At 66.0% G+C, this 23,943-nt stretch carries 23 protein-coding genes; 5 read left to right on the forward strand and 18 right to left on the reverse strand.

Annotated features, from left to right (window positions below; translation table 11 throughout):
- Positions 1–63: 63 nt before the first annotated feature.
- The 10 genes from ftsX to GNZ21_RS07380 all read right to left on the reverse strand — a co-directional run bounded on the left by ftsX (position 64) and on the right by GNZ21_RS07380 (position 7,745).
- Positions 64–981 carry a permease-like cell division protein FtsX gene (gene ftsX / locus GNZ21_RS07335; RefSeq protein ID WP_157322852.1) on the reverse strand — a complete coding sequence of 306 codons (918 nt, stop codon included), beginning with the start codon at positions 979–981 and terminating at the stop codon, positions 64–66.
- On the reverse strand, positions 978–2,006 hold the full coding sequence (gene ftsE / locus GNZ21_RS07340; RefSeq protein WP_157322854.1) for a cell division ATP-binding protein FtsE: 1,029 nt from the start codon (positions 2,004–2,006) through the stop codon (positions 978–980). The genes ftsX and ftsE overlap by 4 nt, the downstream gene beginning before the upstream one ends.
- A gap of 44 nt (positions 2,007–2,050) precedes the next feature.
- Entirely contained in the window at positions 2,051–3,160 is a 1,110-nt protein-coding gene (gene prfB, locus GNZ21_RS07345) for a peptide chain release factor 2 (RefSeq protein WP_157322856.1), read from the reverse strand.
- A gap of 64 nt (positions 3,161–3,224) precedes the next feature.
- Positions 3,225–3,698 carry a hypothetical protein gene (locus tag GNZ21_RS07350; RefSeq protein ID WP_157322858.1) on the reverse strand — a complete coding sequence of 158 codons (474 nt, stop codon included), beginning with the start codon at positions 3,696–3,698 and terminating at the stop codon, positions 3,225–3,227.
- Complete coding sequence (locus GNZ21_RS07355) at positions 3,699–4,130, reverse strand: hypothetical protein (RefSeq protein WP_157322861.1); 432 nt, start codon at positions 4,128–4,130, stop codon at positions 3,699–3,701.
- Positions 4,117–4,509, reverse strand: coding sequence for a TadE/TadG family type IV pilus assembly protein (locus GNZ21_RS07360; RefSeq protein ID WP_157322863.1), 393 nt, complete (start codon positions 4,507–4,509; stop codon positions 4,117–4,119). The genes GNZ21_RS07355 and GNZ21_RS07360 overlap by 14 nt, the downstream gene beginning before the upstream one ends.
- A complete protein-coding gene (locus GNZ21_RS07365) occupies positions 4,506–4,694 on the reverse strand; it encodes a hypothetical protein (protein WP_157322865.1) in 189 nt (62 codons plus the stop codon). Before GNZ21_RS07365 ends, GNZ21_RS07360 begins: the two co-directional genes overlap by 4 nt.
- A 32-nt stretch (positions 4,695–4,726) precedes the next feature.
- Complete coding sequence (locus GNZ21_RS07370; RefSeq protein ID WP_157322867.1) at positions 4,727–5,665, reverse strand: type II secretion system F family protein; 939 nt, start codon at positions 5,663–5,665, stop codon at positions 4,727–4,729.
- Positions 5,662–6,537: a type II secretion system F family protein gene (locus tag GNZ21_RS07375; protein WP_188503538.1), complete on the reverse strand. Its 876-nt coding sequence runs from the start codon at positions 6,535–6,537 to the stop codon at positions 5,662–5,664. Before GNZ21_RS07375 ends, GNZ21_RS07370 begins: the two co-directional genes overlap by 4 nt.
- Positions 6,534–7,745 (reverse strand): CpaF family protein, encoded by a 1,212-nt coding sequence (locus GNZ21_RS07380; RefSeq protein ID WP_188503539.1) that lies wholly within the window; start codon positions 7,743–7,745, stop codon positions 6,534–6,536. The genes GNZ21_RS07375 and GNZ21_RS07380 overlap by 4 nt, the downstream gene beginning before the upstream one ends.
- Positions 7,746–7,982: 237 nt before the next feature.
- Between GNZ21_RS07380 and GNZ21_RS07385 the strand changes: the two genes are divergently transcribed.
- From GNZ21_RS07385 to GNZ21_RS07400, 4 genes are all read left to right on the forward strand, one after another.
- On the forward strand, positions 7,983–11,786 hold the full coding sequence (locus GNZ21_RS07385; protein ID WP_157322869.1) for an FtsK/SpoIIIE domain-containing protein: 3,804 nt from the start codon (positions 7,983–7,985) through the stop codon (positions 11,784–11,786).
- Between the two features lie 88 nt (positions 11,787–11,874).
- The gene (locus GNZ21_RS07390; protein WP_157322871.1) at positions 11,875–12,531 is read left to right on the forward strand and encodes a PepSY domain-containing protein; all 657 of its coding nucleotides are present in this window, start codon (positions 11,875–11,877) and stop codon (positions 12,529–12,531) included.
- 331 nt (positions 12,532–12,862) lie between these two features.
- Positions 12,863–13,777, forward strand: coding sequence for a restriction endonuclease (locus GNZ21_RS07395; RefSeq protein ID WP_157322873.1), 915 nt, complete (start codon positions 12,863–12,865; stop codon positions 13,775–13,777).
- Between the two features lie 390 nt (positions 13,778–14,167).
- On the forward strand, positions 14,168–14,656 hold the full coding sequence (locus GNZ21_RS07400) for a MarR family winged helix-turn-helix transcriptional regulator (protein WP_157322875.1): 489 nt from the start codon (positions 14,168–14,170) through the stop codon (positions 14,654–14,656).
- Positions 14,657–14,662: 6 nt separating this feature from the next.
- On the opposite strand, the gene GNZ21_RS07405 is transcribed toward GNZ21_RS07400, so the two are convergent.
- Genes GNZ21_RS07405 through GNZ21_RS07430 form a run of 6 tightly spaced genes read right to left on the reverse strand, consistent with a single transcriptional unit; the run spans position 14,663 to position 19,178 of the window.
- A complete protein-coding gene (locus tag GNZ21_RS07405; protein WP_157322877.1) occupies positions 14,663–15,571 on the reverse strand; it encodes an SseB family protein in 909 nt (302 codons plus the stop codon).
- Positions 15,568–16,329 (reverse strand): bifunctional 1-(5-phosphoribosyl)-5-((5-phosphoribosylamino)methylideneamino)imidazole-4-carboxamide isomerase/phosphoribosylanthranilate isomerase PriA, encoded by a 762-nt coding sequence (priA, locus tag GNZ21_RS07410; protein WP_157322879.1) that lies wholly within the window; start codon positions 16,327–16,329, stop codon positions 15,568–15,570. The genes GNZ21_RS07405 and priA overlap by 4 nt, the downstream gene beginning before the upstream one ends.
- Before the next feature lie 19 nt (positions 16,330–16,348).
- Positions 16,349–16,990, reverse strand: coding sequence for an imidazole glycerol phosphate synthase subunit HisH (gene hisH, locus GNZ21_RS07415; RefSeq protein ID WP_188503541.1), 642 nt, complete (start codon positions 16,988–16,990; stop codon positions 16,349–16,351).
- A complete protein-coding gene (gene hisB, locus GNZ21_RS07420; protein ID WP_157322881.1) occupies positions 16,987–17,619 on the reverse strand; it encodes an imidazoleglycerol-phosphate dehydratase HisB in 633 nt (210 codons plus the stop codon). Before hisB ends, hisH begins: the two co-directional genes overlap by 4 nt.
- Before the next feature lie 11 nt (positions 17,620–17,630).
- On the reverse strand, positions 17,631–18,737 hold the full coding sequence (locus GNZ21_RS07425) for a histidinol-phosphate transaminase (RefSeq protein ID WP_188503542.1): 1,107 nt from the start codon (positions 18,735–18,737) through the stop codon (positions 17,631–17,633).
- 48 nt (positions 18,738–18,785) lie between these two features.
- On the reverse strand, positions 18,786–19,178 hold the full coding sequence (locus GNZ21_RS07430) for a LysM peptidoglycan-binding domain-containing protein (RefSeq protein ID WP_157322883.1): 393 nt from the start codon (positions 19,176–19,178) through the stop codon (positions 18,786–18,788).
- 222 nt (positions 19,179–19,400) lie between these two features.
- Here GNZ21_RS07430 and lexA point away from each other — a divergent pair, with 222 nt between their 5' ends.
- Complete coding sequence (gene lexA, locus GNZ21_RS07435) at positions 19,401–20,135, forward strand: transcriptional repressor LexA (RefSeq protein ID WP_157322885.1); 735 nt, start codon at positions 19,401–19,403, stop codon at positions 20,133–20,135.
- 57 nt (positions 20,136–20,192) lie between these two features.
- Here the strand turns inward: lexA and GNZ21_RS07440 are convergent, their stop codons facing one another.
- Both GNZ21_RS07440 and hflX read right to left on the reverse strand, forming a co-directional pair.
- The gene (locus tag GNZ21_RS07440) at positions 20,193–22,217 is read right to left on the reverse strand and encodes an ATP-dependent DNA helicase (RefSeq protein WP_157322887.1); all 2,025 of its coding nucleotides are present in this window, start codon (positions 22,215–22,217) and stop codon (positions 20,193–20,195) included.
- A 22-nt stretch (positions 22,218–22,239) separates the two neighbouring features.
- Entirely contained in the window at positions 22,240–23,817 is a 1,578-nt protein-coding gene (gene hflX / locus GNZ21_RS07445) for a GTPase HflX (RefSeq protein ID WP_157322889.1), read from the reverse strand.
- Between the last annotated feature and the right edge of the window lie 126 nt (positions 23,818–23,943).

The raw sequence follows: 23,943 nt of genomic DNA on the forward strand, positions 1-23,943 counted from the left end.
CCCGTGCAAACGTCGCAGCGTTTGCGCGGGCCAGGTCGTGGCGGACCCGCCGCCGGGACAAACTCAGACGCGCAGATACTTGCGCACGGTCAGCCAGGAGGAGAGCCCGGCCAGCAGCACGGCAACCAGCACCAGGGCCGGCATCACGATCCAGGAGTCAGCCGCGGAGATGAACACGATGCCGGTGACCTGCTGGGCCAGCCACTGTCCCATCAGGAACTCCGCCACCACCCAGGTGGCGGCACAGGCCAGCAGCGACCCCAGCAGAGCAGCGATGATGCCCTCAAAGATGAACGGGGTGCGGATCATCGACTTCGAAGCCCCCACCATCCGCATGATGGAGGTCTCCCGGCGCCTGCTGAAGGCGGAGAGCCGGATAGTGGTGGAGACCAGCAGCACGGTACACAGGATCATCACCGCTGCGATGATCAGCGCCACCACGGTCAGCCCGTTGAGGATGCTGAAGACCTGATCCAGCACCTCTTGCTGGTCGGCCACGTTCTCCACCCCGGCCACCCCGGCAAAGAGCTCGTTGACCAACAGGAAGTCCTGAGGGTCGCTCAGCAGCAGGCGGAAGGACTCCGGCATATCCTCGGCAGTGACATTCTCGGCACGTATGCTGCCCTCCCGGCTGGCCTGGAAGTTCTCCAAGGCCTCCTCCTGGGACTCGTACCGGAAGGAGTCCACGTACTGGCTGGCCGCCCCAGTGGTCAGCATCTCCTCGATGCTATTGCGCTGAGCGTCAGTGACTGCACCGGTGGGGCAGGCGGCCTCCGCTGAGTTCTCGGTGCACAGGAACACCGAGATCTCCAGGCGGTCGTAGAAGTCTTCGGTCATCTGGTTGACCTGCAGCTGCATCAGAGCGGCAGTGCCCACAAAGCTCAGCGAGATGAAGGTCACCAGTACCACCGAGGCCACCATGGCCACGTTCTTGCGCAGCGAGCTGAGCGTCTCGCCCAGCTGGTACATCAGTTGGCTCATCGCAGCTCCCCCTGCTCGTCGAAGTCGGGGAGGTCGCTGGGTTTGATATCAGTCCGTGGTGCGTCAGGCTCCGCATCAGCATCATCCTCAGGGAAGCTGACCTGGTACTCACGACGCCGCAGCACAGACGTGCCCGCTTCCGCTTCCCGCTCTGCCGGCTCACGGGCAGGAGCCTGCTGTGGGCTCTCAGCTGAGGGGGCGTCGTCGTGCCCTGCGGGGTGCTGACCGCCGTCAGTCCCGGTGACCGGAACAGCTTCGGTGAGCAGCGGCATGGGATCGGAGGCGCGCAGCCCGGTCTTCTCCTGCTCAGCGGCTAACAGCTCCCAGGCCTGGGAGCCTTCGGGCGGATCGTAGGAGCCTGCCGCCTCGTCACGCACCAGCCGTCCGCGGTGCAGCTGAACCACCCGGCGGCCCATGGCATCGACGATCGCCCGGTCGTGGGTGGCCATCACCACGGTGGTCCCTGAGGCGTTGATCCAGCGCAGGATCTTCATGACCTCCTCGGAGGCGGCAGGATCCAGGTTTCCGGTGGGCTCATCGGCCAATACGATCGCCGGTTTGTTCACGATGGCCCGGGCGATGGCGGCCCGCTGCTGCTGGCCGCCGGATATCTCGTGCGGATAGCGGCGAGCCAGATGATCCAGGGCTACCCGTTCCAGGGTCTTCATCACCTGTTTCTTGATGGCTGAGCGGGGAGCGCCGATGACTCGCATGGCGAAGGCCACGTTCTCATAGACGGTCTTATCCGGCAGCAGGCGGAAGTCCTGAAAGACCATGCCGATGGACCGCCGGTAGTGCGGGACCCGGCGTTCCACCATGAGCACTAGGTTCTGCCCGGCCACGGTGACTTTGCCGCGCTGGGGCAGGCCCTCACGCAGGATCATCCGCAGCAGGGTGGACTTTCCGGAGCCGGAGGCCCCGATGAGGAACACGAAGTCCCCGCGGTTGAACTCCACGGAGATGTCCTCCAGTGCCGGTTTGGCCGAGGAGCGGTACTTCCGGGTGACGTTCTCGAAGCGGATCATAGGGGGAAGGAATCCTCTGCGGAGCGGGTCAGTCTCGGGCCGGCTCAGTCATCGCTGCCCTGGGCGCGCCAGCGGATGCCGGCCTCGATGAAGCCGTCCAGATCCCCGTCCAGCACCTTATCGGCATTGCCGACCTCATAGCCGGTGCGCAGGTCCTTGACCATCTGGTAGGGGTGCAGCACATAGGAGCGGATCTGATCGCCCCAGCTGGCTTTGATGTCTCCGGCCAGCTCCTTCTTCTCAGCAGCCTCCTGCTCCTTCTTCAGCAGCAGCAGCCGGGCCTCCAGCACGCGCATGGCCGCAGCCCGGTTCTGGATCTGGGACTTCTCATTCTGCATCGAGACCACGATGCCGGTGGGCTCGTGGGTGATGCGCACTGCGGAGTCGGTGGTGTTCACGCTCTGCCCGCCGGGTCCGGAGGAGCGGAAGACATCGATCTTCAGATCGTTCTCGTCGATCTCGATGGAGTCGGTGCCCTCCAGCAGCGGGATGACCTCCACTGCGGCGAAGCCGGTCTGGCGCCTGCCCTGGTTGTCGAAGGGGGAGATCCGCACCAGCCGGTGGGTGCCGGCCTCCACACTGAGCGTGCCGAAGGCGTAAGGGGCGTTGACCTCGAAGGTGGCGGATTTGATCCCGGCCTCCTCCGCGTAGGAGGTGTCCAGGACCTTGACGTCCCATTCGCGCACACCCGCCCACCGGGTGTACATCCGCAGCAGCATCTCGGCGAAGTCGGCGGCATCCACTCCCCCGGCTCCGGAGCGGATGGTGACCACGGCGTCGTGCTCGTCATACTCCCCGGACATCAGGGTCACGATCTCCAGGGACTCCAGTGCCTTGCGGATGCTGGCGAGTTCGTTGGCGGTCTCGGTGAGCACCGCCTCGTCGCTCTCCTCGGCGGCCATCTCGGCCATCACCTCGGCGTCGTCGATGCGCTGGGCCAGGGACTGGACGCGCTTGAGCTGAGCCTGCTTATGGCTCAGCTGGGAGTTCACCCGCTGGGCGTTCTCCTGATCGTCCCAGAGATTGGGGTCGGCGGCCTGCTGCTCGAGATCGCTGACCTCAGCGGCCAGGGCCTCAACGTCGAGGACATCGGTGATGCGCCGGAGGGTATCGCGCACTTCGGCGACCTCGGCGGGAAAGTCTGTTTCTGCCATAACGTATCTACAGTACCGGTACTGCAGCACCGAACCGGTCAGGCCGTGCCCAGTACCGGGCTGATCAGCGGTTGACGGAGATCCGGGCGTGGGACTCCGCCGTGACCTCGACGGTGGCCGGCAGCACCCAGCGCAGCACTGGCAGCTCGGCATCAGCGCGCAGCTCCACAGTGATGGTCTCCCCTGCCGGGGAGATGCTCGCCCCGGTGACCTCGAGCCCAGGGTGCCGGTGATGGGCCTCTGCCTCGGTGAGGTAGGCCTGAGCCGCGGCAATGATCTGCTGCTCGGTCAGCTGCGCAGCCCCGGGAGCGGGCTGGGCTGCGAGCGCGGCGGCGGAGGCTGCGGCATCGGCCTCGGAGAGCAGCTGGCGGGATTCTACGTTGACCACGCTGGCGCCGATGATCACTGCTGCCAGCATCAGCACAATGCTCACCATCCCTAGGATGAGCACGGTGGTCTGCCCGGACTCCTGGGCCAGCTCACGGTGGAGGCGGCAGCGCAGGTCCCCGCTGGTGATTCTCCGCTCCCAAATGCCCATTCATTCCCCCTGGAGAGCAGAGGACGACGCCGTGACCGTTACCAGGGAGTGCTCCCACCCGCCGAACTCGGGCACCAGCGGCAGCGGAACCCGGATCTGCACCTGGTAGCGGACCACATCTCCGGTGCTGTGGCAGTCGGTGGTGCAGCTGCGAGTGATCTGGGCCTGTGCGGGATCGATGCTGTAGTCGCTCAGGGTGGTGTCCACTGCGTGCCGGCTGTAGTCGGCGGCCTGCTGGGGAGCAGCCTCTGAGGCGACGTAGATCCTGGCGGCCTGGTCGGCAGCGCCCTGAGCGGCATAGAGGGCTGCCTGGATCTGGGCCACCGCCAGCAGGAACCACACCGAGGGGATGAGCAGCAGCACCGCCAGGCCCAGGAACTCGATGATCGCCGAGCCTTCCTCGTTCCGCGTTCCGCTCTCAGCCGTACTCATGGGCGGTGCCGGTGACTTCCAGTTCGCTGACCCCGGGGCCCACCACCAACACGGGCACCTGGGCGCGCACAGTGATGCGCAGGGTGCGGCCCTCGGGGACTTCCAGGTATTCATAGGTGATGTCCTGCGCGTAGCGGGAGGCGATGGAGCTGCTGATCAGCGCCTGCGTGCGGGCCGCCCCGTCCTCACCGGTGCGGTCATTGAGGGCGCCGAAGCGCGCCCCGGTGGAGGCGGCGTCGATGAGGGTATTGCGGATGTGGATCATGCCGGCAAACTGGATGACCGCTAGGAACAGCAGCACCAGGAGGGCTGCCACCATGGTGAACTCCGCAGTTGCTGCACCACGCTCGGCCTGGGCTGCCTGGCGGAGACGGTTCATTCCTGGGTGACCCGGCCGATGGCCTGGTTGAACAGATCTTGGAAAGCGCCCTGAGCCAGCACGAGCAGCCCGGCCACTAGTATTGCGCTCATCAACGTGATCATCACCCAACCAGGCACATCTGCTCGTTCTTCCTGGTGCAGATCTCTGAACAGGGTGCTCAGCGTTGACATGAGGTGTGACATAGCATTCTCCGTTTCGTGAGGTGGCAGGGACGTCATAGGCCGATCTGCAGCAGCGCCAGTCCCGGGAACGCCGCAAAGACGATGGTGAGTGGCAGGATCCCGAAGACCACCGGAGCGAGCATGCCGACCTCCTTGCGACCGGCGGCCTCCATCAGTTCCCGCTTGGTCAGTTCGCGGGCATCAGCAGCCTGAGCGCGCATCACCTCCGCCAGTGGGGTGCCGCGCTCCACCGCCACCATCACCCCGTCGAAGAACCTGCTCACCGCAGGAGCTTCGATCTCGGTGCTGAGTTGGCGCAGCGCACTGCTGAAGGGCACCCCTGCTTGAGTGCGGCGGGTGAGCTCAGTCAGCTCACCGGCCAGCTCTCCCCGGCAGCTGCGGGCGATCCGCTGAAAGGCACCCGGGGCGGTCTCTCCGGCGCTGACCGCTAATGCGAGCAGCTCAGCGATGGTGGGGAACTCTGCAAGCATCCGGGTACGGCGGCGATTGATGCGAGAAGTGAGTCTGACATCGCAGGTGGCAGCCCCCAACACTGTTGCACCGGCGGTGATCAGGACAGCTGCCGGCAGGCTGAACCGCCCAGCGGCAGCTGCACCGATGCTCAGCAGCACCCCTGCGGCCGCCCCTGCACTGGCCCAGCTGAGCTGCTGCAGGCGGTACTCACCAGGTGTGGTGCTTACACCGGCCTGGCGCAGCCGTTTGACCAGGGTCTCCGTGCTGGGGGCCAGTCCCCAGCTGCTGAGTCGTTCTGCTGCGGCCTGAAGCCCAGGGGTAAAGATGCGGGCGGCAACTGCCAGCGAGCCTGTGGCCCGTGCCGGCGCCGCAGCCTCCGGCGCAGCTGAGCGCACATAGGGCGCCACCCGCTCGGCGAGCTGCGGGCGGTTCATCACCGGCAGCCCGGCCACCAGCAGCAGCAATCCTGCAGCGCCGACCAGTCCGGCTACGGCTGCCCAGAGGTGGATGCTGGTCATGCCAGAACACGCTCCTCGGCGGGCAGTGACCCGATGCGCAGCATCAGGTGGTAGCTCAGTGCCGAGACGCCCAACCCGGCAACCAGCAACAGGGTGCCGGTTCCGCTGCGGTAGGCCACAGCCGCCTCCGGCTGAGTGGAGAGCAGCAGCACCACTGCCCACGGGGCTGCCACGGCGAGTTTTGCCCCGGTCACTGTCCACGACTGTCTGGCTTCCAGCTCACCGCGGGTGCGGCTGGCTTCACGAAGCACCTCAGCCAGCGTGTCGAGCAGGCGGCCCAGCTGGGTGCCGCCGAGCTCGCGGGTCATTCGCAGGGCCAGCACAATGCGGTCGCCGACCGGATCCGCCAACCGGAGCTTGAGGCGCTCCAGAGCGCTGTCCATGGGGACCCCCGCCCGCCAGTCACTGCCGAACTCTGCGAAAGGTTCGCGCAGCGCAGCGGGTCCGGAATGCCCCAGTTCGATGAGCCCTTCGGGCAGGGACAGCCCTGAGCGCACTGCAGAGCGGAGATGGTCGATCACATCCGGCCAGACCTCGCCCAGCTGTTTGCGGCGCCGGCGCAGCTGCCAGCGCAGCATGGCCCAGGGCAAGGCGGCTGCGAACAGAGCGAAACATGCGGCCACCGGCAGCGCCGTGGTGATGGTGAAGACCGCCACGAAGGTTGCCGCTGCGCATCCGGCGCTGCTGAGCAGAATCGCGGAGACCGGAACCCGGTGGTGCCCGGCTTCGTCGAGGAGCCTGCGCACCCGGGATGTCCGGGGCGTCGTCGTTGTCTTCGGCGGTGCGGGGGTGCAGGAGGCAAGGACCAGCAGCAGTCCGATGCCCAGGCCCAGTCCAAGCAGGGCAGCCTCTGCGGTGTGCGCTCCGGTCACTGCAGCGCCCCTTGGAGTTGGCTCTGGCTGAGCTTGGGGTGTTCGAAGACCGCATCCTCACGGCGGTTCAGGCTCTGGCCGTCGTGAGTGAACAGGGATGTGGTCTCGATGGTGCCGGATTCGACCCTGCTGCCGATGCCGAGGATCTCCGAGACATGGCGGGCGCCGGAGGGAGTGCGCACGCAGTGCACCACTAAGTCGATGCAGGCGGCCACGGTGGGCACGATGAACTGGCTGGTGATGTTCTCCGCGCTGAGCAGGGGCAGGGTGCAGATCTTGGTCAGCGCGTCCTGGGCAGAGTTGGCATGGATAGTGCACAGCCCAGGCATACCGCTGTTGAGTGCGATGAGCATGTCCAGGCTCTCGGCCTCGCGGACCTCACCGACAATCAGCCGGTCTGGGCGCATTCGCAGCGCCTCTTTGACCAGCCTGCGCAGCGGGATCTCGCCATGACCCTCGAGGTTGGCCTGGCGGCACTGGAGGCTGGCCACATCGCGCAGCGGCACGTCCAGTTCGAAGATCTCCTCGACGGTGACCACTCGCTCCCGCGGCCCGATGGCTGAGGTCAGCGCATTGAGCAGTGTGGTCTTACCGGCCCCGGTGGCCCCGCTGACCAGCACGTTGAGCCCATTGGCCACCGCAGTGGCCAGGAACTGTGCTGCCTCCTGGGTCAGCGAGCCGCGGCGGACCAGATCCTCCAGCGAGTGCGCTCGGGTGATGAACTTACGGATGTTCACCGCCCAGTGCCGGCGGGTGATGTCCGGGATGACCACATGCAGCCTGGAGCCGTCCGGCAGGGCGGCGTCCACAAAGGGCGAGCTGAGGTCTAGGCGCCTACCGCTGGATTTCAGCATGCGTTCCACCAGGTCTTTGACCCGGTTCTCGGTCAGGGTCACGGAGGTCAGCTCAGCCCGGCCGGAGCGGGCCTGGAAGACCTGGTCGGGACGGTTCCACCAGATCTCCTCGACCTGCGGGTCATCCAGCAGCGGCTGGAGTTCGCCGAACCCGGCCAACGAGTGGAAGATCCGGGTGGCCGCGGCCGTCGGTTCGCCCAGCACCGGCAGGGCAGAGATCATAGAGCGTTTGTCATACTCCGCTACGGCGGCGTCCACCAAGCCCTTGACGCTGCTGGGGTCTGCTGAGGGATCGATGCCGCGCACACGGATGGTTTCGCGGACCTCATCCTCAACAATGCCCACAGCATCCACGACTCGCGCCTTCCCAGGAGTCTGCTCGTACTTCCAACGGTGAAACAGCCCTTGAACCTGTTTGTGATGTGGACCACTTTAGCGTCGGTCCGGGACTGCGTGAAGCCCCGTCGGAGGATCTGTGGAAACGACGAGTTATCCACAGACTGCATCAAACCCAATTAAACATCCCCTCTGGCGTATTAGGTTAGTTAAGTGTAACGAACCATGGCTTAATAAGGGCAGAGGTGATGTGCTGTGACGTTTGCGGTGACGGTGGTCCACGCCCCCGGGGCGGTACCAGCAGGCCGATGGGAACAGCTGCGCAGCCAGGCCCCAGGGGCCTATGACCATGAGCTGCGACTGCAGGTGGACCACAGCCCCGCCTCGCTGTCCGGCCCCGCTCTGCAGGAGGCACTGCACAGGTTCCTGGGCACCAGATCGGTCCAGCTGAGCACCGCCGGGCTGCCGCTTCGCCACCTGGAACCCGGCTCCGCACTGATGCACCCGGAGATGGTGGTGCTGGCCGCTCCCCCTGGGCACCAACTGCACCCGGTTCGCCCCGGACAGCTGAGCCTCTGCGTGGATACTGGTCCGGATGCCGGCCGGCTGATCCCGCTGCACCGGGGCCAACACAGCATCGGGCGCAGCAGCTCCGAGCTGCAGATCGCCGACCCGGCAGTCTCCCGCAAAGCTGCCGTTCTGGAGGTCGGGGCACGCCAGATCCGCCTCCACCCCCACACCGGGGGAGCCCCTACACCCCTGACGGTGGACTCCGGCATCACCCTGGGCGGTACCGGACTCAGACTGTGCCTGGAACCCCCGCAACCAGCACCTGATCCCAGCTGGCCACCTGCTGCCCAACCAGTCGGAGAGAAAGCCCCCGAGGGCAAACACAGCATGATGCTAGCCTTCGCCCTGGTCCCGCTGCTGGCCGGAATCGTGCTGGTCCTGGTGACCGGAATGTGGATGTTCCTGATGTTCAGCGGGGCCAGCGCCCTGATCGCGGCCGCCGTCTTCACTCACGGCCAACGCAGGCGGCGGAAATTCCGGCGGGCGATGCGCCGGGCGGCCGCAGCCTGGGCTGAGCGCGCCAGCACTGCCCTGTGCACCCCGGGCGAGCTCATCCGGCGGCTTCGCAGCCCTCAGGGCCTCCCGGTCCACGCCGGCGGCACCGCCGATTCGGGCCCCGCGGTGCGGATCGGCACCGGCAGGGTGCCTGCCGAGCTGGACTTGGGTGCCAGCGCTGAGACGGCCACACAATACGACGACGACGCCGAGGTGCTCAGCACTGCTGGCATCACACTGGCACCGGGTGAGCAGACCCGAATCCGGGGTCCGCTGCGGGAAGCTCAGCGGCTGCTCCGCTGGGTGCTGGTGCAGCTGGTGCTGAATCCGAGACAGCCGCGAGTAGTGGTGCTGGGCGGGCGCAGCATCACGGAACTGCGCGATTTTCCGCACCTGAGCCAGGTGCATCCGCATGACCCATCGCCGCTGCCGCCGGCTGATTCTGACCACCCCCTCCCCGGAGTGTTGATCTGCACCGAAGCAGCACAGAGCCGCCTGGTCCAGCAGGCGCTCAGTGCCGGTTGGCATCTCCTGGCTCCCGCGGCAGAAGCCAGCCAGGCCCCGGGGTGGACCGTCGATCTTCCAGCCGGCACAGTGTTGCGGCACACCGGAACAGCAGGCCCGCAGACCACGGTCCGGCAGCTGCGGTTCGACGGACTCTCCGCGGAGACTCTGGCCGAGCACCTGCGGCTCAGCCTGCCTCATGCCGCAGCCTCGAGCACTGCGGGGCGGGTCCCCGAACAGTGCAGCTATCCGCTGCCGGAGCGTCTGTTCAGCGGCACTGCCGCGGAACATCTGAATGCTGTGCTCGGCCAATCGGCCCAGGGGCAGCAGACCCTGGACCTGGTGGGCGAGGGCCCGCACCTGCTCATCGCCGGGACCACCGGGTCAGGCAAGTCCGAACTGCTGAAGACACTGCTGGTCTCCCTGTGCGCCACCTACGGTCCCTCTGAACTGGGCCTGGTGCTCATCGACTTCAAAGGCGGCGCGGCATTCCACCAGCTCAACACCCTGGAACACACCCTGGGTGTGGTCACCGATCTGTCCCAGGCTGCTGCAGAACGCACCCTGGAGGGAATCCGCAGCGAACTGATCCGCCGTGAGCGCCTGTTCCTTGAGGCTGGGGCGGGGGACTACACGGAGTATCGGAGGATGCAGCCGAAGCAGCCGCTGGCCCGCATCCTGGTGGTTATTGATGAGTTCCGTATCTTCTCCCATGAGCTGCCGGACCAGCTCGATGAGCTGATGCGCCTGGCCACCCTGGGACGGTCCTTGGGCCTGCACCTGGTGCTGTCCACCCAGCGGCCGCAGGGAGTGGTCACAGCTGACATCCGGGCCAATATTGGGGCGAGCATCTGTCTTCGGGTGCGCAGTGAGGAAGAGTCTCACGATGTGATCGGCGGCCCTGAGGCAGCGGGCATCCCGCGCGAGCTTCCCGGGCGAGCACTGCTGCGCCGTCCCGGAGAGCCTTCGGTGCTCTTCCAGACTGCCCAGCTCACCGGCAGCTCCCGGCTGCAGCTGTACCCGGAGGCCCATCCTGCTCCGGCGCCGGCAGGCAGCCAGTTCCGCACCGTGGTAGAGGCTCTGCAGCAGGCCTGCACCGCTGCCGGACAGCGCCGCAGCCACACCCCGCTGCTGCCCGGTCTCCCGGAGACGCTGTCCTGCACTGACCGGCTGGAGCACCCCGGCACCGCCTCAACGGTGCTGCTGGGTCGGCTCGATGACCCCACCGGCCAGTGTCAGGAGGACCTGATCCTGGATCTGCTCCGGCCCCGTTCACTGGCCCTGCTGGGCGAATCCGGCTCAGGTGCCGCCAGCGCGGTCAGTGCCGCTGCCGCCCAGGCCCTGGGAGCCGCGCCTGAGACCGATGTCTATCTGCTGGACGGGGACCGCTCCCTGGTCCGGTTCGCCGGGCACCCCCGGGTGGGGGCCTGGCTCACTGATGAGCATGTGCCGGAGGTCGAGCATCTGCTGTCCGCTCTGCACGAGGAGATGCTGGCCCGCCGGATGCGTAACGGCGAGCGCCGGCCAGTGCTGTTGGCCGTGACCGGCTACGCCCAGTGGCATGCGGCTGGGCAGCATGGCTCCCAGCTGTTGGAGCATCTGCTGGGCACCCTGGCTGCCGAGGGTCCGCAGGCTGGGATCAGCGTACTCATCGCCGGGGGCCGGGAGTTGGCGATGGGCAGATTAGCAGCACGAATCCCCGCCCGGGTGTACCTGCCCCTGGGCACCTCGGAGGAGGTCCGGTATCTCTGGCCCACTCTGCGCAGCACCGATCCGCTGCCCGGCCGAGGTGTGCTGACCGACCCGAAGACACCCCCGCCGGGCCTGGTGGTACAGCTGGTCACTGAGCATCCCACAGCTGCACCCTCCCCTGGGAATGCTGACACCGCTGAGCCTCCCCGCATCCGGGTCCGCCCGCTGCCCGAGCGGCTGGCCGTCGCTGAACTGCCACCCCAGCAACCCGCTGCAGAGGCCCAAAACCCCGCCCCCGTGGTGGGTGTCCACCAGTTCAGCTGGAGCCCCGCGGCCCTCCCGCTCGGCCCGGTCAACCTGATCCTGGGCGGCCGCGGCACCGGGAAGTCCAGCTGCCTAGAGCTGCTGGCCCAACAGGTTCCCGGCGCATATGTGCTCACCCCCGGCGGGCCGGCCCCACAGACCAGACCTGAGGTGCTGCTGGTAGACGATGCCGCCCGCTGCCCGGCCCAGCAGCACGGTCTTATCCAGCAGGCAGTCACCGCTGGGGTGCCGGTGGTGGCTACAGGGGCGGCGTCCTCCTCGGTATTCTCCCAGCTGCCCTGGGCCCACCCGGCCCGCAGCGAGGGCTCCAATGTGCTGCTCTCCCCCACCTCCCGCAGCCAGGGCGAGGCATTCGCCACCCTCGTCCCGGTGCTGCCGCGCCCCATCCCGGGGCGGGCGGTGCATCTGCGCCCCGAGGGCACCACGCTGGTTCAGTGGGCACTCGCCGAGCAGTCACCGCGGGTATCCGTCTGAACAGGAAGGCTGATGAGAGTTTCCTCATTACAGCTTGCGTCAAGCAAACTTGGTGGAGATGCTGAGCCTCTGGGCATGGAATGGCCCTATGAGCACCGAGCACATTATTCAGAGCACCCGTTCACCGCTGCACCGTTCAGCCTTCGGCATCCTCTCTGTCACCGCCGCTGCCGCCATGACGCTGGCCGCCTGCGCCCCCGATGACGAGATGCCCGAGGACGGCGAGGACGTCACCCCTGGGCAGAATGAGGACTCCCCCGAGCCCGAGTTCGAGCCCACTGAGGAGGAGACCGAGGAAGCCACCGACGACGCCGGCACCGGGGATGACACCGATACTCCCGAGGCCGGAGGGGACCACCCGGTCTACCAGGCCATTGAGGCCGCGCTGGCCGAGTACCCTGACGGAGTCATCACCGAGTTCGAGGACAACACCGACGAGGACGGCTATGTAGAGGTCTTCGTCTATGACGGCTCCACCGAATGGGAGCTGGAGGTGGACTCCGAGACCTTCGAGATCATCGACACTGAGGATGACGGCATCGACGCCGACGACGAGGAGAACGCCCAGGCGGTGCAGATCGACATCGCCGAAGCCCTGCAGACCGCTGAATCAGAGTCCGGCGGCGAGCCCAAGGACGGCGAGCTGGACACCGAGGACGGCACCGTGGTCTGGGAGTTCGAGATGACCAACGATGCGGAGGTCTACGTGGACGTCACTACCGGTGAGGTCGTCAGGACCAGCTAGTCACAGCCAAACTCTGATCCCGCAGTACTTTACGCTAGGTGCAGAGCAGCCGGACACAAACATGGGTAGATGCCTCGGTACCGAAGTCGGACGCGGAGAATGTAGGGCCGGTCGGGTAGTCGACACCGTTGAGAACATTCTATTGGCCTGTTCCCGAAGGCACCCCGGCGGGCCAGTGGCGGTCTACCTCGCTCAAGTCGACTCTAGCTCGCCGGCACAGATTCGTCGCAATAGGTTAGCGACCAACGCTACCTTGACGGTGGAGACTCTGGCTGGGTTCCTGAAACAAATTGCATCACTCACCTCGGAGGGGCCTGACATACTGAACCCTATGAGTGAGAAGACATCCCTCGTCCCCATCTGGCCAGAGTTCGTCGTGCCCACTCTCAAGATCCTCTCGGATGGACAAAAACACCAGCGGAGAGAGATTTTCGACTCCGTTGCCACCCTCACGCAGCTCAGCGACCAAGCCCGTGCTGAAACACTCAAATCAGGCGGTACTCGCTATGAGCAGCGCCTAGGGTGGGTGCTCAGCCACCTGGGTAAGGCCGGTTGGATTGACCGGCCCGATCGCGGTTACTACCTAATCACCGACGCCGGCCGGAAAGCTCTCCTCGATTACCCTGGGGGCTTCGACTACACGCTAGCGAGAGAGGTATTCGCCCCCTTCTGGCCCGAACGGTCGAAAGCGCCGACCTCGGGTCCGATCCCTGAAGCGAACGACGAGATCTCCGACCCCATAGAGGTGATCGAAGACGCGGTGGGAAGGATCGAGATCAGCGTAGGGGAAGATCTCCTGACACGGCTCCGAGACAGTCACCCGGACTTCTTTGAGCAGGCTGTCGTCGACCTGCTACTCAAAATGGGCTACGGAGGAGCTGCCCAGCGTGGTCGTCGCATCGGCGGGAGTAACGACGAGGGCATTGACGGGCTCATAGACCAAGACGCACTCGGTCTCGACCAGGTATACATCCAGGCCAAACGCTACAAGGAAGGCAATAACGTAGGGCGCGAGTCGATCCAGGCGTTCGTCGGCGCCCTACATGGCTTCGGCGCATCCCGAGGGGTTTTCCTCACAACAAGCGCCTTTACCTCTGGGGCAATCGACTATGCCCTGAAAGTACCGTCACGCATCATCCTCATCAACGGCGCGAGACTCGTCGAGCTCATGATTGCCTACCGAGTCGGAGTACAGGAAAAGCAGAGGTTCAGCGCCGTTGAGGTGGATGCGGACTATTTCGCCTGACCTGAACACATAAGTCTGTTAAGTCTGTTTGCATGGACCTGGGGTCGGAAGAGTCAGGGAAGCAGCTTCAACTGAGAGACGGCTGAGGCACTCGAGTCCTCATACTGACGGTAGCGTGACGGTTCCCACACTCCCGCAGGGCTGCGGCCACCCACTTGAATTGCTTGGATGTCGCCGCCCTGTACTTGAGCTCGGAGCTGGATTCGGGGACGCTCAGCGAGTAAGCACCTTCAGCAAATACGGAACACGTGATTTAGCGATTGCTACGAGCGTCCATTGTCTTCTGAGACTTGATCCAACTGGAGCGTAGTGATTGGGACGCAACCCTGAGGCGTGAATCTCGTGACCAATCTAGTCATCACGGCTCTTGAACCTGCGTACTATATGGGGATGACCCCAGCAGAACCCTCCATCCGGAAACGCGATCTGACCGGATTCTCCCCCAAGGCCCGTGCCTGGCGTGCCTTCTTCGAGACCTCCGCGCTGATCAGCGACCGGATGGAGAAGCGCCTGCACGCGGTCACCGGCCTGAAGCTGGCCGAGTACAACCTGCTGCTGCTGCTGGCAGAGGCCCCGGACCACCAGCTGCGGATGGGCGAACTGGCCGACCGGATGGTCTTCTCCCCCTCACGGCTGTCCTATCAGGCGAAGTCCCTGGCCAAACGCGGACTGATCGAACGGTGCATCGATGAGAACGATAAGCGCGGGATGACAGCCCAGCTGACTGAGGAGGGCCGCAGGGTCTTCGCCGCCGCCTCCGCCGTGCACGCCCAGCACATCAAGCAGCTCTTCCACCCTGCCTTGGACGATGCTCAGGCCGAACAGCTGCAGGGGATCTGTGAGCAGATCCACCAGACGGTGGAGCAGGCCGAGGACTGAACCCGGCTAGCCAGGCTTCACCAGGCGGATTTGGACCGAGTCGGCACGCTCGCGCAGCAGGCTGATCTCCGCCATGGCCGCCTGCACTGCGGCCAGCGCCAGCCGAGCGCCCACTTCATCGGTCCCAGGCTCCAGGAGCACCCCGATGCTCAGCTCCGGGCCGGTCCCGCCGCCAAGCACCCGGTCACCGTCACGGGTCTCGGTCATAATGCCCGCCCCCGGGCTCAGCTGCAGTCCGGCCACCCCGGGGCAGCTCTGGGGGATCTCCGCCAGAGCTCCTGCCAGCTCCTGATCCTGATAGCTGGGAATCCAGCTGGCGCCTTGGGCCAGAGCCTCCACCGCCGGGCGGCGGATGACAAAGGTGAACTCTGCACCCGGGTCCAGCACCACCAGCTCAGCACCCTCGGCCAGGGCTGCCAGCATCACGCGTTCGGATTCAGCGGCCACCGGGCGGGCCTCAGGGTGCCAGTCAGTAAGTGCCTGCACCGAGGTGAACACCGGCATTGCGGTCCTGCCCTCTGAAGCGGTCAGGGTGACCAGGGAGATGGCGGCCTCCTTATCGCCGTGCTCGGCATCGCCCTCCCCGGTAGCGATGACTGGGGCGAAGAGCCGTTGGCCGGCCAGGGCATTGACGAACCCGGCCTCATCGGTGTCCCCGGTGAGCAGGCGGCGTCGTACTCTGCCGATCTGTTCGGTGACCAGGCCGTTGTCACCGTCAAAGCTGTGCAGCGGGTTGCCGTCTCCGGAGAGGTCACGCCCGGCCCAGCTGATCCCGGCCGAATCGGCCGGCGAGCCGTCGGCGGCCCGGTTCTGCCTGGCCAGCAGATTGGCGATATGAGCCGGCAGTTCGGCGCGGATCCCGCCGGCGGGCACATCCCTACCGGCCGTCACGGCTGAACTCGGCACATCGCTCATGCGGACTGGGCAGCTACTTCCAGTGCCTCGGGGAGGGTGAACTTGCCGGCGTAGAGTGCCTTACCCATGATGGCGCCCTCCACCCCGGAGCTGACCATCGCTGCCAGAGCGGCGATATCGTCCACGCTGGAGATGCCGCCGGAGGCCACCACCGGCTTATTGGTGCGGGCGGCCACATCGGCCAGCAGCTGCGTATTGGGACCGCGCAGGGTGCCGTCCTTGGTGACATCGGTGACCACATAGCGCGGGCAGCCGGCATCCTCCAGCCGGGCCAGCACCTCCCAGAGATTGCCGCCCTCCTTGGTCCAGCCGCGAGCGGCGAGGGTCTCCCCGCGCACATCCAGGCCCACCGCAATGGCGTCCCCGTGGCGCGCGATGGCCCGGGCGGTCCACTCGGGATCTTCCAGGGCGGCAGTGCCGAGGTTCACCCGGGTGGCGCCCATCTCCAGGGCGCGGTCCAGGGATTCATCATCGCGGATGCCCCCGGAGAGTTCGATCTTGATATCGATCTGCTCGACCACCTTCTGCAGGATCTCGCGGTTGTGGCCGCGGCCGAAGGCGGCGTCGAGATCCACCAGGTGGATCCATTCAGCTCCTTGGTCCTGCCAGGTCTGGGCTGCCTCCAGGGGGTCGCCGTAGCCGGTCTCGGAGCCGGCCTCGCCCTGGACCAGGCGGACCGCCTGGCCGTCTGCCACATCCACAGCGGGCAGCAGCTCCAAGGCTTTGGTGGCGCCGGCGGGCGCAGAGTTCTCAGTCATAATCGTGCCTCCAGGTGGGTCAGAGTGAGGTGATCCAGTTGCGCAGCAGCTGCGTGCCGGCCTCTCCGGATTTCTCCGGATGGAATTGCGTGGCGGCCAGCGGCCCGTTCTCCACTGCAGCGATGAAGTCGGCACCGTGGTGGGACCAGGTGACCTTGGGCGGGTTCATACTCCCGATGCTCTGGTCGAAGTCCCAGGACTGCACCGCATAGGAGTGCACAAAGTAGAAGCGCTGATCCTCGATGCCTTCGAACAGGGTGCTGCCCTCAGGGGCCCGCACCGTGTTCCATCCCATATGGGGGACGACGACGTCACTGGGCAGGGCAGTGACCTCACCGGGCCACTCCCCCATCCCCTCGGCGGCGATACCGTGCTCCACGCCGCGTTCGAAGAGGATCTGATGACCCACGCAGATTCCGAGCACCGGGCGGGCTCCGGCGATCCGCCGGCCGATCCAGCGCGGTGCGTCGATGGCTTTCAGGGCGTCCATCACCGCGGCGAAGGCTCCCACTCCCGGGACCACCAGGCCATCGGCGTTCAGAAGTGTCTCCGGGTCCTGGGTGAGCTCCACCTGGGCCCCGGCACGGTCCAGGGCACGTACTGCGGAGTGCACATTGCCGGACCCGTAGTCCAGCACGGCAACGCTGGGCCTGCGGCTCACAGTGCCCCCTTGGTGGAGGGGATCTCATCAGTGCGCGGATCGGACTCCACGGCAGCGCGCAGGGCACGGGCGAAGGCTTTGAACTGGGCCTCCACAATGTGGTGGGGGTCCCGGCCGGAGAGCACCCGCATATGCAGGCAGATCCCGGAGTGATACGTGATGGCCTCGAACACATGCCGCGTCATGGACCCGGTGAAGTGCCCGCCGATCAGGTGGTACTGCTGGCCCTCAGGCTCACCGGTGTGCACCAGATAGGGGCGCCCGGAAACATCTACCGTGGCCTCGGCCAGCGCCTCATCCAGCGGCACTGAGGCGTGCCCGAACCGCCGGATGCCGCGCTTATCGCCCAGGGCGGTGCGCAGCACCTCGCCGATGACAATGGCGGTGTCCTCCACAGTGTGGTGGACATCGATGTGGGTATCTCCCTGGGCCTCCACCGTCAGGTCGATCAGTGAGTGCTTGGCCAGAGCAGTGAGCATATGGTCGTAGAAGGGCACAGTGGTGGAGATCTGTGAGGATCCAGTGCCGTCAAGGTCCATCCGCACATGCACCCGGGATTCGCTGGTGCTGCGCTGCATCTGCGCAGCCCGGGATGGGCTGCCGCGGCCGGTGATGAGTTCTGCTGCCATAGGGGGCAATCCTATCGGTTCAGGTAGTTCCGCAGAGAGTTGAGGAAATCGGTGGTCTCCGCCTCGGTGCCGGCGGTGACCCGCAGGTGGCCTTCGATTCCGACATCACGGATCAGAATGCCGTCATCGAGTAGGTGCTGCCAGGCCTGGTGGGCGTCCTCGAGCCCGCCGAAGAAGACGAAGTTGGCATCTGAGGGATAGGGGGTCAGGCCCATCTGCGGCAGCTCGTTGAGGATGCGGTCGCGCTGACCTTTGATCCTTTCCACATTGGCCATCAGATGCTCGGCGTGGTCCAGGGCCGCGCAAGCCGCTGCCTGCGTGACCGCTGAGAGGTGGTAGGGCAGGCGGACCAGGCGCAGCGCATCGGTGACCTCAGGGGCTGCTGCCAGGTAGCCAAGGCGTCCGCCGGCCAGGGCGAAGGCCTTGGACATGGTCCTGGTGACGATGAGCCTGGGGCGCCCCTCAAGCATGGTCAGCGCTGAGGGTGTGCCCGGTTGGCGGAACTCTCCATAGGCCTCATCGACGATCACCATGGTCTCTGATTCCTGCGCGGCCTGGTAGGCGGCCTCCACCACCTCGAGGCTCAAGGCGGTACCGGTGGGGTTGTTCGGTGAGCAGAGGATCACCACATGGGGCCGGTGCTGCCGGATCTGAGCCGCCACATCCTGCGGGGTCTGGCTGAAGCCGGGTCCGCGGGTGCCGGCGATATAGCTGCTGTATACGCCTCTGGCGTAGAGCGGATACATCGAATAGGTGGGCGGGAAGGACATCACGGAGCGCCCTGGCCCGGCGAAGGCCTGCAGGATATGCTGCATGACTTCATTGGAGCCGTTTCCTGCCCAGATCTGCTCAGCAATCAATGCAGCGCCGGACTCTACGCTGAGGTACTCCGCGAGCTTAGTGCGCAGCACGGTGAACTCGCGATCCGGGTAACGGTTGAGGGTCTCAGCGGCGGCGCGGACCTCTTTGGCGATGGCATCCACCACATCGGCCGGCACCGGGTAGGTGGTCTCGTTGACGTTTAGCATTGCCGGCACATTCAGCTGGGGTGCACCGTAGGGCTGCTGCCCCTTCAGCTCCGGGCGCAGTGGAAGGCGATCAAGTGGCGTTTGAGTCACCACACCATCTTAGAGGGCCTACTGCGTGCCCGCCCGGGCCCAGCACGCTCAGTCCACAGGGATATGGAGCACCTGGCCGGGCTGCAGCTGCGCGGAGTCCAGCCCGTTGAGCTCAGCGATCTGGGTGATCAGCTGCTGCACCTCAGTGTCGGAGTCAGCCGCGGAGGCGATCGACCACAGGGTCTCCCCCTCGGCCACGGTGATCTGCTCAGCCTGGACCCCGTGGTCTGCGGCAGTGGTGGCCTGGGCCTGGTTGAGCAGGGAGCCTGCGGAGAACAGGAGCGCAGCCAGCAGCCCGGCAGCCAGCAGCAGGGCCGGCAGTCCCAGGAGAAGCAGTCTGCCCCGGCGGGTCAGCTGCACTGCAGCCGCGGGCGCTGAGCTGGGCGCCGAGACAACGGCCTGAGTATCGATGCTTGTTTCGATTGCGGCGGTGGCAGTCATGGGGAAGTTCCTCCTGAAATCGAACGTGTATTCCATGTATAGCACATTGTTTCGAACCTGGTCTACGACACTCGCGTATTTCTATGGAACCCTTGTTCGGTTTCGAGTACCATGAGTAACGAGTTCGAAAGCGGCACCGACGGTCAATACCTGCACCGGCGACGTCGCTGACCATCCCATCAGGAGGGTCGGAGATGCTCCCGATCCGGCAAGGAGAGAACCATGGTTGGCTACACCGGCCCCACCCGGGCCCAGCGCCGCGCGCTGACCCCCCGCCAGCGGCGGATCGTCGAGACGATCCAAGAGTCCCTGGCGGAACGGAAGTATCCGCCATCCATGCGCGAGATCGGCGATGCCGTGGGACTGAAGTCGCTCTCCTCGGTCACCCATCAGCTCTCCCGCCTGCAGGAGCGCGGTTATATCCGCAGGGACCCGGGCAAGCCCCGGGCCATGGAGGTCATCCGTGATCCCGACGGCAACCTTCTAGTGCCCGAAGAGGCTGAGCTGGCCGAAGAGTCCACCGAGAGTGAGATGGACTCCACTGTGGTGAGCCTGGCCAGCTACCGCGCAGAGGCCGACTCCCGGACCGCCGATGTCCCGGTGGTGGGGCGGATTGCTGCCGGCGGACCCATCCTGGCGGAGCAGCATGTGGAGGATGTGATGCCGCTGCCGCGTCAGCTGACCGGCGAGGGCGAGCTGTTCATGCTGCAGGTCCGCGGCGACTCCATGATCGATGCCGGGATCTTTGAGGGCGACTGGGTGGTGGTTCGCCGTCAGCTGGATGCCGATAATGGCGATATCGTGGCAGCACTCTTGGAGGATGAGGCCACAGTGAAGGTGCTCAAACGCCGGGACGGGCACCAGTGGCTGCTGCCGCAGAACTCTCAGTATGAGCCCATCCTCGGCGACCACGCCACCATCATGGGCAAGGTCGTCACCGTTCTGCGCAGCCTCTAGACGCTCCAGCTCTAGGCGGTTGTGCGGGCCAAGTCGTCGCGCGCCCGCCGCGGGGGCTTAACGGAGGCGGGCGAGGGCCTGCCTGACGAACTCACCGTCAGTGGTGGGCCACAGGTCCGGCATCGACTTGCGCAGGAAGCCGCCGTAGCGGGCATGGGCGAGCCTGGAATCCAGGATGGCCAATACCCCTCGGTCCTGAGTGCTTCGGATCAGCCGCCCGGCGCCCTGGCTCAGCCTCACCGCTGCATGGGTGGCCGCCACCTGCATGAACCCGTTGCCACCCGCTCTGGCGATCTCCTGGCTGCGCGCGTTGTTCAGCGGATCATCAGGGCGAGGGAAAGGAATCCTGTCGATGGCCACCATCCGGCAGGAACGCCCCGGGACATCCACGCCCTGCCAGAGGCTCATTGTGCCGAACAGGCAGGTGGCCTCATCCTCTGAGAACTCCCGCACCAGTGCGGACATGGTGGAATCCCCCTGGCAGAGAATCGGCACCTCCAGCCGTTCGCGCAGGGCCTCGGCTGCCTCCTCGGCGGCCCGGCGGGAGGAGAACAGCCCCAGGGTCGCCCCGCCGCAGGCCTCGATCAGCCCCGCCAGCTCCTGGTGCTGGGCCTCCTTGGTCTTCAGCGAGGGGGCCGGAAGGTGACTCGCCACATAGAGAATGCCCTGGCTGCGGTAGTTGAACGGAGTGCCCACATCGAGGGCGTCATAGGCTGGAGCTCCCTCGCCCAACAGGCCCAAGGACCCGGCCACAGGGTCAAAGCTGTCCCCGATGGTCAGGGTCGCCGAGGTGAGCACCACGGTGCGGCTGCCGAAGAGCCCCTCCCGCAGCCGGCCCGCCACCGTAGTCGGTGCTACATAGAGCATCGGCGGTTCACTGAGATCAGCCTGCTGATACCCCTTACCGGGCACGAAGCTGCCCGGTCTGTCCACCCAGACCACATCCGGGGTCTCGGGGCTGCCCAGGATCCGCTCGGCGGCGTCGTAGACCGCCTGGAGACGGGCCCGTGCCGTGGTCCGGCCAGCTTCGGCATCGGACTGGTCTTTGTTCTTATTCGGCTCCGAGTCTGCAAGCAGGGTCTTGGCCGCATTGCGCACCGACTCCACCGCGTTGACCTGCTGCGGGTTCAGGCCACGCTCCAGCAGCCCGTCCGCCACTGAGCTGAAGGCAGCCTCCAGTGCCTTGGCGGCATTCTGCAGTCCTTCAACCTCCAGGGCGGTGTACTTGCGCATGGAGCTGGCCGCTGCCTGGATCATCTGTGCTGAGAGCTGGGCGGTAACCGCTGAGGTGACCCGCTCAGCCAGCTCATGGGCCTCATCGATGATCACCGCATCATGTTCCGGGAGCACCTCCAGCCCTTCGAAGGCATCGATGGCCAGCATCGCATGGTTGGTGACCACCAGATCCGCCTCCTTGGCGTCCTGGCGGGCCAGTTCGGAGAAGCATTCCTCGAACATGGAGCACTTCCGCCCCAAGCAGTCCACGGCGTTGACCGAGACCTGCCGCCAGGCCCGGTCGGTGACCCCGGAGGGCAGATCGTCCCGGTCCCCGGTGTCCGTCTCCTCCGCCCAGTCTCGCAGCATGGCCACTTCCTTGCCCAGTTTGGATGTGGGCTCATAGGTGGTCACGCCCCCAGTGGGCTCCACCGCCGCGGCAAAGAGCGCCTCCTGGTCATGATCGTCCTCAGGGAACCCGCCCGCCAGCTTCTGCTTGCACAGGTAGTTGGAGCGGCCCTTGACCAGAGCGACCTTGGCCTTGCGCGGCAGCTGATGCTCGATGCTGCTCAGCAGCCGGGGCAGATCTCTGCCCATGATCTGGGCCTGCAGCGCCAAGGTGGCTGTGGAGACCAGCACCGGCTTTCCGGTGGTGACAGCATGGTGGACGGCGGGAACCAGGTAGGCAAGAGATTTACCGGTGCCGGTACCGGCCTGGACCAGCAGGTGCTTGCCGGTGCTCAGCGCATCGCCGACACGCCGCGCCATCTGCTCCTGACCAGGGCGGCGGGCTCCGCCGAAGGAGTCCACCGCCGTGTCGAGAAGTCGTTCGGCAAGCTTCCCGGCAGAGGCAGCAGTCTCACTCATCCGCCTCATTCTACGGGGCAGGTCAGACCTGGTAGCGCTCCAACTCGGGGGCCAGGGCAGGGCGAACCTTCACGCTGAGCCGGGTGCCGGCCTCCTGATACTCAGTGCTGAGGATCTCGGCATCCTCAGCGTGCAGGCGGGAGACGATCTCACCGTGCTCATAGGGGATCAGCAGCTCCAGCTCCACACTGGGCCGCGGGATGGAGGCGCTGATGAGCTCTTTGAGCTCTTCGATGCCCTCCCCGGTGTGGGCCGAGACCACCGCGGTATGCGGCTCGCGGCGCCGGATGCGTTCGATGACATGCTCGGAGGCGGCATCGGCCTTGTTCAGCACGACGATCTCATCGACCTGATGGGCGTCCACCTCGGCCAGCACTGTCCGCACCGCGGCAATCTGACCCTCCGGCTCCGGATGCGATGCATCCACCACATGCAGGATCAGGTCGGCATCTGCCACCTCCTCCAGGGTGGAGCGGAAGGCCTCCACCAACTGGGTGGGCAGCTGGCGCACAAAGCCCACCGTGTCCGAGAGCGTGTAGCCGATCCCGTCGGGGGTGACCGCCTTGCGGGTGGTGGGGTCCAATGTGGCGAACAGGGCGTTCTCCACCAGAACCCCGGCGTCGGTGAGCCGGTTGAGCAGGCTGGATTTGCCGGCGTTGGTATAGCCGGCGATCGCAACCGAGGGCACCGCATTGCGCTTGCGGTTGGCCCGCTTGGCCTCCCGGGCCGGTTTCATCCCGGCGATCTCCCGGCGCAGCTTGGCCATCCGCTGGTTGATCCGGCGGCGGTCCAGCTCGATCTTGGTCTCACCCGGTCCGCGGGAGCCCATCCCGGCACCGGCGCCGCCCACCTGACCGCCGGCCTGCCGGGACATCGACTCGCCCCAGCCGCGCAGTCTCGGCAGCAGGTATTCCAGCTGGGCAAGCTCCACCTGGGCCTTGCCTTCTCGGGACTTGGCGTGCTGGGCGAAGATGTCCAGGATCAGACCGGTGCGGTCGATCACCTTGACCTTGACGATGTCCTCCAGCCCGCGGCGCTGGGAGGGCGCTAACTCGGAGTCCACCACCACGGTGTCAGCGCCCAGTTCAGCAACTGCCTCCTTGATCTCTACCGCCTTGCCGGAGCCGAAGAAGGTGCCCGGATCCGGGGTGGCGCGCCGCTGCAGGAAACCGTCGAGCACAGTGGAGCCGGCAGTTTCGGCCAGGGCAGCCAACTCACGCAGGGAGTATTCGGCCTCCGCTGCCGAGCCACCGCTCCAGAGCCCGGCCAGCACCACGCGCTCCAGGCGCAGCTGCCGGTATTCGACCTCGGTGACGTCCTCGAGCTCAGTGGAGAGGCCTTCTACCCGGCGCAGGCTGCGGCGCTCAAAGAGGTCGTACTGCTCGCCGTCATACTCGGTGTGCTCGGCCGACTCGGCCAGCTCACGGGCCCGGTCGCTGAGGATCCGGCGGCGCTGGGCCTCCTCCTCAGTGGCGAACTCCGGATCAGGCACAATCTCAGTGGCGCTGGTCTCTGGGGCCTTCTCGCCGGCAGCGAGAATGCGGGCGATGGTCTCATCGATGGTGGATGAGGCTTCTGGGGTGTTTTTCTGTTCAGTCATGAATTCCTTGCCCGCGGTGAGCAGGTGAGAGGGGCGGCGTCGTCGGCCTGGGGTTCACCTAAGGGTGCGGGACTTGTGTTGGGGTAAAGGATTCGGGCAGGCTCAACCGGCACTGTCTCCACAGCG

The organism is Nesterenkonia alkaliphila (assembly GCF_009758175.1).
Taxonomy (GTDB): Bacteria; Actinomycetota; Actinomycetes; order Actinomycetales; family Micrococcaceae; genus Nesterenkonia; species Nesterenkonia alkaliphila.